The sequence below is a fragment of the Streptomyces sp. NPDC037126 genome, from assembly GCF_055605965.1.
The window spans coordinates 250,853-262,270 of record NZ_JBVJTD010000011.1 but is presented as its reverse complement, the minus strand read 5'-3'; the positions used below and the strand labels follow the sequence as shown (position 1 = coordinate 262,270).

Here is an 11,418-nt window from a genome sequence, read left to right as displayed (position 1 = left end):
TGGCAGACGACGACGGTCGTAACCCAGGTCAGAGACCCGTCACGCTCCGGCGACCGAGGCCAGGTAGGCCCCCGTCTTCTCGGGGTCGTAGAAGAAGTTCTCGAAGTCCGCCGGGTCGTTGAACGCGTTGGCGAAGCGGTCGGCGACCGGCTGCAGCTGGCCGGCCGCGCCGATGAGGTTCAGGATGTGCTCCGGCGGCGGCGCCAGCATCGCGTTCGTCCACTTGGTGACGTGCTGGGCGGTGGCCCAGTAACGGTCGAAGGTGGCGCGCATCCACTCCTCGTCGAAGGGCTTGTCGCCCTGTTCGAGGATCGAGGCGAGGTACGCGGCCGCGCACTTGGACGCGGAGTTGGAACCCTGGCCGGTGATCGGGTCGTTGGCGACGACCACGTCGGCCACGCCGAGGACCAGGCCGCCCGAGGGGAGCCGGCCGACGGGGTTGCGGACGGTCGGCGCGTACCGGCCGGCCAGCGTGCCGCCGGCGTCCGTCAGTTCGACCTTCGTGGCCCGCGCGTACTCCCAGGGCGTGAACCGCTCCATGAGTTCCAGGGTCAGGGAGAGGTGCTCGGCCGGGTCCTTGACGCCGTTGAAGGCGTCGAGCGGGCCGCCGGGTATGCCCTCCCAGAACAGGATGTCGGCGCGGCCGGACGTGGTGAACGTCGGCATGACGAACAGCTCGCCCACGCCCGGGACCAGGTTGCAGCGGACCGCGTCGAACTCCGGGTGCTCCGGGCGCGGGCCGAGCCCGTGCACGTACGCCACCGCCAGCGCGCGCTGGGGTTCGGCGTACGGGGAGCGCTCGGGGTCGCGGGCGAACATGGAGACCAGCTCGCCCTTGCCGGCCGCGACCAGCACGAGGTCGTAGGTGCGGGAGAAGTAGTCGAGGTCGCCGACGGCCGCGCCGTGGATGACCAGCTGGCCGCCGCGCTGGGCGAAGGTCTCCATCCAGCCGGCCATCTTCACCCGCTGGTCGACCGACTGCGCGTACGCGTCCAGCTTGCCGACCCAGTCGATCGCCCGCTGGGTGGGGCCGGGGTCGTGTGAGCCGGGGGCCGCGACCGAGACGCCGAGTCCGTGGATCTTCGGGGCCTGGGACTCCCAGAAGTTCAGGTTCAGGTCGCGCTCGTGCTGCAGCGCCGTGCCGAACATGCACTGCGTCGACATGACCCGGCCGGAACGGATCTCGTCCGCGGTCCGGTTCGACATCAGGGTGACCTCGTAGCCGTGCGACTGCAGGCCGAGGGCGAGCTGGAGTCCGGACTGGCCGGCTCCGACGACGAGTATCTTCCGCATGCGGGTGGTGGCTCCTTACAGGGACTACTCGGGGGTTTCGTCCAGCGCGTGGCCGACCAGGGCCAGGAGTGTCTCGATGGCCGAAATTCGACGCCGCGCATCCATGATCATGACAGGGATGTGCGGGGGTATGGTCAGCGCCTCCCGGACGTCCTCCGGGTCGAACACCTCACTGCCGTCGAAGTGGTTGACGGCGACGACGTACGGCAGCCCACAGCTCTCGAAGTAGTCCAGCGCGGGGAAGCAGTCCTTCAGCCGGCGGGTGTCGGCCATGACGACGGCGCCGATCGCGCCGCGCACCAGGTCGTCCCACATGAACCAGAACCGCTGCTGGCCCGGCGTGCCGAACAGGTAGAGCACCAGGTCGTCGTCGAGCGTGATGCGCCCGAAGTCCATGGCGACCGTGGTGGTCAGCTTGCCCGGCGTGGCGGAGAGGTCGTCGGTGCCCTCGCTCGCCTCGGTCATCAGCGCCTCGGTCTGCAGCGGCGTGATCTCCGAGACGGATGTGACCAGCGTCGTCTTGCCGACGCCGAAACCGCCCGCCACCACGATCTTCGTCGCGATCGGGGCACGCGTGCGGTCCGTCTGCCAGGACCTCAGGTCCTCGTCCGGCTCGGTGAAACCGGCGACGAGGGGGGTGCCCCCGATGGAGGCGGTGGCGTCAGAGACGGCGGAGTCCACTCAGCACCCTTTCCAGCAGAGCGCGGTCCGGGCGGCCGGTGCCGTGACCGGTTCCGGTGCCGTACACACGGATCTTTCCCTGGTCCGCGAGGTCGCTGAGCAGGACCCGGACCACACCGAGCGGCATCTTCAGCAGCGCGGCGATCTCGGCCACCGTGCGCATACGGCGGCACAGTTCGACGATGGCCCGCATCTCCGGCATCACCCGGGTGGTGAGGGAACCATTCGTCAGTTCCTTGCGCTCCTCGGGGGCCTCCAGCGCGGCCACGAAGGTCTCCACGAGGAGGACGTGGCCGAAGCGGGTGCGGCCGCCGGTGAGCGAGTAGGGGCGCACGCGGGCGGGTTTGCGGTCGCCGCCGCGTACGGGGAGCCTGTTCGGTGTGGCGCTCATCGGGTGCTCCCCGCCGACTCGGCCTCCAGCGACTTGCGCAGCTCGCTGCGGAGTTCGGGGGTGAGGACGTGGCCGGCGCGGCCGACGAAGAGCGCCATGTGGTACGCCACGACGCTCATGTCGCACTCGGCGGAGCCGTGCACGCCGAGCAGCGAGCCGTCGCTGATCGACATCACAAACAGGCTGCCCTCGTCCATGGCGACCATGGTGTGCTTGACCCCGCCGTACGCCAGCAGTTTGGCGGCGCCGAGGGTGAGGCTGCCGATGCCGGAGACGATGGTGGCGAGGTCGGCGGAGGAGCCGCGTGGCCCCTTGGCCGGGCGGGCCTTGCGGGACTGCTCGGTGTGGCCGGGGTCGGACGACAGGAGCAGCAGACCGTCCGAGGAGACCACGGCGACGGACTGGATGCCGGGGACTTCCTCGACCAGGTTGGTCAGCAGCCAGTGCAGGTTGCGGGCCTCACTGCTCAGTCCGAAGGTACTGGGCGCGGTCAACTGCTTGCCTCCTCGACGGTGCCCCCCGTGGCTTCTTCGGTACGTTCTGCGATCTCGTTCTCTACGTCGCGGTAGCCGGCCTGTGCTCCTTGGCGGAAGCCGCCGAGCCTGCGGCGGAGGGCGTCGGCGTCCACCGTGCCGGTCCGGCGGCGCGGGGCCTCGGACGGGGCGGTGATCCTGGGTGTGCGCTTGGGGAGGCCCTTGCTGGTGACCGCCTCGGCTTCGCCCTCGACCCCCGGGTACCCACCCGCACCACCCGTGCGGCTCTCGGCGCCCGGTGCGGGTGGCCCCTGCGGGGCGTGCGCGCCGTCGGCGGCCGCCAGGTGGTGGCGTGGTGCCTCCGGCTCGGCCGACAGGTCCGGGAGAAAGAGTTCCATCGTCGTCTCCGCGAAGGTCTCCGGCGGAGCCTTGGGCCGCGCCTCCCCGTCCCGCGCCCCGCCCTCGGCCTGCTCGTGCACAGGCATCACCCCGGCATCCCCACCGGCCCCGCCGAAGCCGACCGAAGCCCCGGCGGCATCCTCGGCAGAGCCCACGGAGATGCCCGGCCCCTGCCCGGCCGAGCCCCTGGAGGCACTCGACAGAGCGCCCGCGGCCGAGCCTTCGAAGAACCCCGCCACATCCCCACCGGCACGCGGCACAGCGCCCCCGGTCGAGCTCGCGAGGGGCCCCTGCGCATCTCCGGCAGAGCCGACCGGAGTGTCCGGCGCGGCTCCTCCGTCCGAACCCGCAGGGGTCCGCGGCAGCTTGTCTCCCGGCGAAGCCGGGAAGGCACCCGGAGCCTGCCCGGCCGAGCCCATGGACGGATACGTGCCGGAATCCCCGGCCGAGCCCGACGGCTCGTCTCCAGCCGAACCGACGGAGTCACCCGGCAAGGCACCCGGCGCCGAACCCGCGGAAGAACGCGACACGGCGCTCCCCGCAGAACCGACGGAGTCACCCCGCACGGCACCCCCCGCCGACCCGACGGAGTCGTCCGTCGGAGATGCGTCCTGGAGTGCCTTTTCGGCGAGGGTTACCAGGGGGTCGGGGTCCTTGGGGCGGGTGGGGAGGACGTTGGAGTTGGCTTCGGCGGCTGCGCCCGGGAGGGAGAACGTGGCGGTGCCGCCGGGGGCCGTCGTCTGGTGGGGTACCGCGGCCGGCGGGGCCTCGGCGAGCAGGGACGCCGGCAGGACCACGACCGCCGCGATGCCGCCCTGCTTCTGCTCGCGCAGCTGCGCGCGGACACCGTGCCGGTGCGCTAGGCGGGCCACGACGTACAGGCCGAGCCCGAGACCGTCATCGCCCTCCTGGTCGTACGCGGACTCGGGGTCGAAGTCGGCGAGGCGCGCGTTGAGCCGGCCGAGCCGGTCCCCGGCCATGCCGATGCCCTCGTCCTGGACGGAGAGCATGATCTCGCCGGACTCCAGGAGCCAGCCGGAGACCTCCACCGGCAGGTCCGGCGGGGAGAACGCCGTGGCGTTCTCCATCAGCTCCGCCAGCAGGTGGGAGAGGTCGTCCGCGGCGAAGCCCGCCACGTGCGCGTGCGGCGGGAGCGCGGCGATGCGGACCCGCTCGTAGCGTTCGATCTCACTGACCGCCGCACGCACCACGTCGACCAGCGGAACCGGGCCGTGGTGCTGCTGCACGTGCTCGGTGCCGGCGAGGACCAGGAGGTTCTCGCTGTGGCGGCGCATGACCGTGGCGAAGTGGTCCAGCTTGAACAGGGTCGCGAGCCGGTCGGGGTCCTGCTCCCGGTCCTCCAGGCCCTCGATCACCGCCAGTTGGCGCTCGACCAGGCCGAGGGTGCGCAGCGCCAGGTTGACGAACGTGCCGCCGATGCTGGTGCGCAGCCGCTTCAGCTGGGCCGCGGAGTCGGCGAGCTCGGCCCGCAGCGCCTCGCGGGCGTCGGCCATCTGCTGGCGCTGCCCGACCAGGTGCTTGCGGTCGGTCTCCAGCGTGGTGACGCGCTCGTGCAGGGCCGCGGCGTGCGCGTGCAGGGCGTTGACCGAGCGGACGACCTGCGCGAACTCGTCGTTGCGGCCGGTGAAGGCGATGGGCTCCCGGGCCGCGGGGTCCCCGGGCTCGGCGAGCCGGGCGGAGCCGCGGCGCAGCACCGACAGCGGACGGGTGAGGGTGCGGGCCATGGCCGTGGCGAGGCCGACGGCGACCAGCATCAGCGCGCCGAGGACGGCGACGCGGATCTCCAGGGCGGTGACGTCGTCGTCCCGGAGTTTCGCGAGGTCCTTGGTGCGGTGGTCGTAGAGCGAGGACTCGGCGCCGCGCATCAGGTCGACCCTGGCGGACAGGGCCGCGTCCAGCTTCTTGGTGCTGGTGGTCAGCTCACTGTCGGCGAGGGTGGGCTGGTCGGTCAGCGTGGCCAGGTACTTCTCCGCGGAGTTGACCTCGGGGCCGGTGACCGTGGAGTCGTAGGAGTCGACGGCGGACTTCGGCGCGGTCTCGCGGAAGTCGGCGAGGGCCGAGTCGGCGCGCAGCCGGGCCTGCTGGGCGGCGGCGGTGAGCGCGTCGCGCTGCCTGCGGTCCGCGTCGCTCGTGGTGGCGGCCGTGACGGGCAGGCCGGTGACGGGGTTGATCACCGTACGTGTGGTGGACGGGACGTTCAGCGCGGCGAGCAGCAGGCCGCGGGCGGCGGCCGACTGCTGCACGGCGGTGTCCAGTTCGGCGTACGCGTACGCGCCGGAGCCGGCCCGCGGGGGCGTCTGCTCGGCCAGCTGCTCGGCGAGCCGGTGCAGTTCCGCGATGGTGACCGAATAGGCCTGGTGCGCCTGGAGCGCGGTGGACTTGCCGGTGAGGGCGGCCCGGCGCACGGCGGCGACGCCGTCGAGGTCGGTGCGCAGGCCCGCCGGGGTGTCGGTGTCGGCGCGCAGGTCCTCGACCTGCCGGTCGACGCGGGCGCTGCGGTCCTCGGAGGGTGCCTTGGACTTGGGGCGGCCGGCCGCGATGTAGGAGGTGACGTCGTCGCGTTCGTCGGCCAGCGAGTGGGCGAGGGCGAGGGCGTCCTGGGTGCGGGCGGCCAGTGTCACCAGGTCCTGGGAGTCGCTGACGTCCCCGGAGGCGGTGAGCAGGGAGGGCGCGCCGGCTCCGGCGACGGCGGCGGCCACCACGGCGACGGCGACGATCAGCCGGTTGCGCACATGGGTGGGGCGGCCGGTGCCCACGGGGGTCCCCGGGTCGGTCCCCGTGGGGTCCGTCTGCCTGCCTGTGCGCCGAGGCCGCTTCTTCTGCACCGGTGCTCGCAATCCTGAACTCGTCTACCCAGGGCCCGGGTGGCGCCCCCGTCATCTCGGTGCCAAGTGGTGCGTGCACCCGGTTCGTACGGTTCCCGACCCTCCCAGCGCCGGTGGGCAGTGGTCGCGCATCACCTGACCCGCCACCCGAAGGAGTGAACATCGGAGGGGAGTTGGCGGGCAAGTTCCTCCGGCTCTTGCGGGACCCCCCTGCGGTGGGCCGGTTGGACGCGCGCGGCAGGCTTTGGCAGTATTCGCCACCGCGCTTTCCCGGGGTGGCTCATTCCCGCCCAAACCAGGCGGCTGACCTGCGTGGTCGTGGCAATTCGGCGGCGGTTGCCAGCCTTTGGCGAACGCTGTGAAGGGCTCGTGCAGACTGGCCGGATGCGAACTGATCTCGTTTCGGAACCCGGTGACGCGACCCGACCCAACGAGGACTTCGCGGGTGTCGGACTACCCGCTTCGGGACAGGGTGGTTGCGTGGTCGTCCTGGACGGGGTGACGCCGCCCGCCGGGGAGACGGGCTGTCTGCATTCCGTCCCCTGGTTCGTCGCGCGGCTGGGCGGCGCGCTGACCGAACTGACCGTTTCCGGGCGAGATCTGACGCTGCCGGAGATTCTCTCCCGGGCGATCGCGCGGACCGCCGCGGCGCATGCGGCCACCTGTGAGCTTTCTCACCCGCGCACGCCCCAGGCAACCGTCGTCGTGACCCGCTGGTCCGCCGACACCGTCGAGTACCTGGTGCTGTCCGACTCCGTGCTGCTGCTCCGGTCGCCCGGGGGCGCGGTCACCCCGGTCCTGGACGACCGCCTGGCCCGGATCCCCCGCTCGGCGCTCGCCACCGACGCCATGGTCGACGCCGGTCTGCGCAACAAGGAGGGCGGCTTCTTCACGGCCGCCGCGGACCCCGCCGTGGCGGCGCGGGCGGTGGCCGGCACCGTGCCGCGCGGACGGGTCCGCGCGCTGGCCGCGCTGACGGACGGCGCGACCCGCTGGACGGAGAGGTTCCGCGAGGGCGACTGGGCCGCCCTGTTCGACGTCGTCGCCGGGGAGGGAGCCCGGTCACTGGTCGACCGGGTGCGGCGGCTGGAGGCGGCGGACCGGCAGGAGCGGGCGTTCCTGGGGCGGAGCAAGACGCACGACGACGCGACCGTGGTGTACGCGGAGCTGGACTGAGCTACTTCTCCATGACGCCGTTCAGCTCGTGCAGCAGACGGGCCAGTTCCGCCACCTCGCGGCGGTCCCAGTGGGCGAGCTGGCAGACGTAGCGGGCCCGGCGGGCGTCGCGGACCGTGCTCACCCGGTGGCGGCCCTCGTCGGTCAGGGTGACGAGCCAGGCGCGGCCGTCGGCCGGGTCCGGCTCGCGGGTGATCAGGCCCAGTTCCTCCACGGCGCGCAGCTGGCGGGACATGGTGGCCTTGCCGACGCCGATGTAGGCGGCGAGGTCCGTGGCCCGCTGGCCGCCCAGCTCGTCCAGGCGGATGAGCAGGCCGTACGCGGAGGACTCCAGGTCGGGGTGGACCTCGCGGGCCATCTCGCCCTGGTTGGCCCGGGCGCGCCGGAGCAGCACGGTCAACTCGCGTTCCAGTGCCAGGAATTCCTGGTCTGCACCACTGGGCGTCACCTGTCCGGCGACGCGTGGCACATCGCTGTTTCCGTCCTCGTGCACGTCAGTACCCCTGATCGGTTTCGCGGTCGTGAAAGTTTCTGTCAAACGCCGTCATTGCCGCAGCTACGTAAGTATTTCGCAGGCGTAGACCAACGGCGGCCCCCGGACCCCCTTCCCACGCCGTATCTACGTGCGTAGCTTCTTCAACGAACCACGAATGGCATGCTCACGCCAGCGGCGTCAAACGGCCGCTCCCCCACCTGGCCTGTTCTATCCCCCACCCACTCCCCCCGGAGGCACGCCATGCCCGTGCACAGACCCGGTTCCATCCGTCCGCGCGCCCTCTCCGTGCTGGTCACGGCCCTGCTCGCGGCGGTGTCCTGCGTACTCCCCCTCACCTCCGCCCAGGCCGCGACGACGCCCAGCCGCGGCTCCGCGTACATGGGCATGGGCGTCCTCGCCCACGACGGCAGCCACGGCACCCCCACGAGCGGTGACGCCGCCCAGACCGAGGGCGTGGACGTCGCCGGCTACCAGGGCAACGTCGCCTGGTCGACCCTGTACGGCAGCGGGGTCCGCTGGGCGTACACCAAGGCCACGGAAGGCACGTACTACACCAACCCGTACTTCGCCCAGCAGTACAACGGCTCGTACAACGTGGGCATGATCCGCGGCGCCTACCACTTCGCGACCCCGGACACCACGAGCGGCGCCGCCCAGGCGAGCTACTTCGTCGGCCACGGCGGCGGCTGGTCCCGGGACGGCAAGACCCTGCCCGGCGCGCTCGACATCGAGTGGAACCCGTACGGGGCCACCTGCTACGGCAAGACCGCGGGCCAGATGGTCAGCTGGATCGCCGACTTCCTGAACACCTACAAGTCCCTCACCGGCCGGGACGCCGTGATCTACACGGCCACCAGCTGGTGGACCGAGTGCACCGGCGACTACGGCGGCTTCGCGGCGAACAACCCGCTGTGGATCGCCCGGTACGCCACGGACCCGGGGACGCTGCCGGCCGGCTGGCCGTACTACACGATGTGGCAGTACACCTCCTCCGGACCGACCGTCGGGGACCACGACAAGTTCAACGGGGCGCTGGACCGCGTACAGGCCCTCGCCAACGGCTGACGCCCCGCCGCGGCCCCCTGCCGACCCCGGCGGGGGCCGCGTCCCTCCCGCGTCCCTCCGTGCCTCCTCCCCTTTTCTTCCGTTTTTCTTCCGCTTCTCCTCCGCGCAAACGCTGCGTTGGTGCTCCGCGCCGCCCGGGATCATGCTGGTCAGGGAGAGCCTGCCGAGCAAGGGTGAGCGGCGATGGAGCGACAGTCCACGTACACGGCCACGGCCACCGTCGATGAGCAGGGCATCCTCACCGGCTGGAGCGAGGGCGCGCGGCGGCTGCTCGGCTACGACTCCTCGGCGGTCGTCGGACAGTCCGCGGGCGTGCTTCTCGCCGCCGACCGTGACGCGGTCCGGCAGGCCCTGGCCGGGCGCAGCCGCTGGCACGGCACCGTCCCGCTGTGGCACCACGACGGCCGGCTCCTGGAGCTGGGCGTGCTCGCGCACCGGCGCGGAGCGAGCGCCGGGGACACCGACTGGCTCGTGGTGAGCGCCGTGCCGGCCCGGGCGCAGCCGCCCCGGGGCGAGCCGCTGGAGGAGTGGACGTTCCTCCAGTCACCCTTCCCGCTGGCCATCTTCGACGCCGAGCTGCACCTGGTGCGCGCCAACCGGCGGATGGAGCACGCCCTCACCCTGCCCGAGGCGGCGATGCGCGGGCTGCGCCTCGTGCACATCGTCCCCGGTTCGGCGAGCGAGGAGACCGAGCGGACGATGCGGCGGGCGCTGGAGTCCGGCCGGCCGCAGGAGGTCGGGGCCGTGCTCGGCGCGGAGCTCGGCCGGTCCACGGTCCTCACCCCGCTGAAGGACGCCGACGGCCGGGTGCGTGCCGTCTGTGTGTCCCCCCGGCAACTCGTCGCCGAGGAGGCCGCCGGGCAGGAGCCGGCGGACGTGACGGGCTCGCGCGTGGGCAGCGCGGCGGACCAGGCCCGGGCCGCGCAGGAGCTCGGCGAGGTCACCGTCCCCCGGCTCGCCGACGTCATGGCGGTCGACCTGCTCGACTCGCCCCGGACCGACGAGGAGATGGCCGCCCCGCCGGCGGACGCGTTCGTCCTGCGCCGCGCCGCGCTGCGCGCGGTCCCCGGCGGCACGGGGCGACTGCCCGGCAGCGGGGTGGGCGAGGCGGTCGTCTGCCCGCCGGACTCGCCGCCCGCGCGGTGCCTGGCCGCGGGCCGTCCGCAGCTGTACGACACGGCGGAGCCGGCCATCGCCGCATGGGCGGAGCTGGACCCGTGCGCCGCATGGCTGCGCGCGGCCGGCGCGGGCTCGCTGCTCGCGGTGCCGCTGCTCGCCGAGGGCAGCACGCTCGGCGTGGCGCTGTTCGGCCGGCAGCGGCGGCGGGAGCCGTTCGGCCCGGAGGACCTGCGGCTCGCCGAGGAGTTCGCCGCCAAGGCGGCCGCCGGCATCGAGGAGGCCCGGGCGCCGTCCCGGTCCCGCACCACCTCCATGGCCCTGCAGCGCAGCCTGCTCCCGCACACCCTGCCCGACCAGGCGGCCCTGGAGATCGCCACCCGCTACCTGCCCGCCGCCACCGGGGCCGGGGTGGGCGGCGACTGGTTCGACGTGATCCCGCTGTCCGGGGCGCGGGTGGCGCTGGTCGTGGGCGACGTGGTCGGGCACGGCATCCGCGCCTCCGCCACCATGGGCCGGCTGCGCACCGCGGTGCGCACCCTGGCCGACGTGGATCTGCCGGCCGACGAGCTCCTCACCCACCTCGACGACCTGGTGCTGCGGCTCGCCGCCGACGAGGGCAGCGCGGACCCGGCCGCCGAGACCGCCGGGGGCATCGGCACGACCTGTCTGTACGCGGTCTACGACCCGGTCTCGCGGCGCTGCACCGTGGCCCGGGCCGGCCATCCGCCCCCGGCCGTGGTCACCCCGGACGGCACCGTCCGCTTCCTCGACGTGCCCGCGGGACCGCCGCTCGGCCTCGGCGGGCTGCCCTTCGAGGCGGTCGAGACGGAACTGCCCGAGGGCAGCCTGCTCGCCCTGTACACCGACGGGCTCTTCGAGGCCCGCGAGCACGACATCGACGAGGCGCTGGACAAGATGTTCGCCGCGCTCGTACGGCCCGCGACGTCGCTGGACTCCGTCTGCGACCGGGTGCTGGCCGAACTGCTGACCCACCGGCCCGACGACGACATCGCCCTGCTGGTGGCCCGTACCCGGGCGCTGCACCGGGACCGGGTGGCCTCCTGGGAACTGGAGAACGAGCCCACGGTGGTCTCCCGCGCCCGCCACGTCGTCGACGAGCAGCTGTCGGCGTGGGGCCTCGCGGAGGCCGCGTTCACCACCGAGCTGATGGTCAGCGAGCTGGTCACCAACGCCATCCGCTACGGCCGCCCGCCCATCCGGCTGCGGCTGATCCACCAGGACAGCACCCTGATCTGCGAGGTGTACGACGCCAGCGGCACCACCCCGCACATGCGGCGCGCCCGGATCTTCGACGAGGGGGGCCGGGGTCTGCTGCTGGTGGCCCAGCTCGCCGAGCGCTGGGGCACCCGGCACGACCGGGTCGGCAAGACGGTGTGGGCGGAGCAGTCGGTCGCCGCGCTCTGACGGCGCGCCCGTGCGGCGGCGCTCGCCAGGGGCGCATGGCGAGGGCCCGGGTCT

The 11,418-nt window shown here is 73.0% G+C and carries 9 protein-coding genes; 3 read left to right on the top strand and 6 right to left on the bottom strand.

What is annotated here, in order from left to right:
* Positions 1–39: 39 nt before the first annotated feature.
* Genes ACZ7FF_RS24690 through ACZ7FF_RS24670 form a run of 5 tightly spaced genes read right to left on the bottom strand, consistent with a single transcriptional unit; the run spans position 40 to position 6,083 of the window.
* Positions 40–1,293, bottom strand: a complete 1,254-nt coding sequence (locus ACZ7FF_RS24690; protein WP_470814434.1) for a styrene monooxygenase/indole monooxygenase family protein — start codon at positions 1,291–1,293, stop codon at positions 40–42.
* A gap of 24 nt (positions 1,294–1,317) precedes the next feature.
* Positions 1,318–1,974 (bottom strand): GTP-binding protein, encoded by a 657-nt coding sequence (locus tag ACZ7FF_RS24685; RefSeq protein ID WP_470814433.1) that lies wholly within the window; start codon positions 1,972–1,974, stop codon positions 1,318–1,320.
* Positions 1,955–2,365 (bottom strand): DUF742 domain-containing protein, encoded by a 411-nt coding sequence (locus ACZ7FF_RS24680; RefSeq protein ID WP_470814432.1) that lies wholly within the window; start codon positions 2,363–2,365, stop codon positions 1,955–1,957. The genes ACZ7FF_RS24685 and ACZ7FF_RS24680 overlap by 20 nt, the downstream gene beginning before the upstream one ends.
* Positions 2,362–2,859: a roadblock/LC7 domain-containing protein gene (locus ACZ7FF_RS24675; protein ID WP_470814431.1), complete on the bottom strand. Its 498-nt coding sequence runs from the start codon at positions 2,857–2,859 to the stop codon at positions 2,362–2,364. Before ACZ7FF_RS24675 ends, ACZ7FF_RS24680 begins: the two co-directional genes overlap by 4 nt.
* Entirely contained in the window at positions 2,856–6,083 is a 3,228-nt protein-coding gene (locus ACZ7FF_RS24670; protein ID WP_470814430.1) for a sensor histidine kinase, read from the bottom strand. The genes ACZ7FF_RS24675 and ACZ7FF_RS24670 overlap by 4 nt, the downstream gene beginning before the upstream one ends.
* A gap of 384 nt (positions 6,084–6,467) precedes the next feature.
* On the opposite strand from ACZ7FF_RS24670, the gene ACZ7FF_RS24665 reads away from it, so the two are divergent.
* On the top strand, positions 6,468–7,259 hold the full coding sequence (locus ACZ7FF_RS24665; RefSeq protein ID WP_470814429.1) for a protein phosphatase 2C domain-containing protein: 792 nt from the start codon (positions 6,468–6,470) through the stop codon (positions 7,257–7,259).
* 1 nt (position 7,260) lies between these two features.
* On the opposite strand, the gene ACZ7FF_RS24660 is transcribed toward ACZ7FF_RS24665, so the two are convergent.
* Complete coding sequence (locus ACZ7FF_RS24660; protein ID WP_470814428.1) at positions 7,261–7,752, bottom strand: MarR family winged helix-turn-helix transcriptional regulator; 492 nt, start codon at positions 7,750–7,752, stop codon at positions 7,261–7,263.
* 243 nt (positions 7,753–7,995) lie between these two features.
* Here ACZ7FF_RS24660 and ACZ7FF_RS24655 point away from each other — a divergent pair, with 243 nt between their 5' ends.
* Both ACZ7FF_RS24655 and ACZ7FF_RS24650 read left to right on the top strand, forming a co-directional pair.
* Entirely contained in the window at positions 7,996–8,820 is an 825-nt protein-coding gene (locus ACZ7FF_RS24655) for a lysozyme (protein WP_470814427.1), read from the top strand.
* 183 nt (positions 8,821–9,003) lie between these two features.
* Entirely contained in the window at positions 9,004–11,364 is a 2,361-nt protein-coding gene (locus ACZ7FF_RS24650; protein ID WP_470814426.1) for a SpoIIE family protein phosphatase, read from the top strand.
* Positions 11,365–11,418 lie beyond the last annotated feature (54 nt).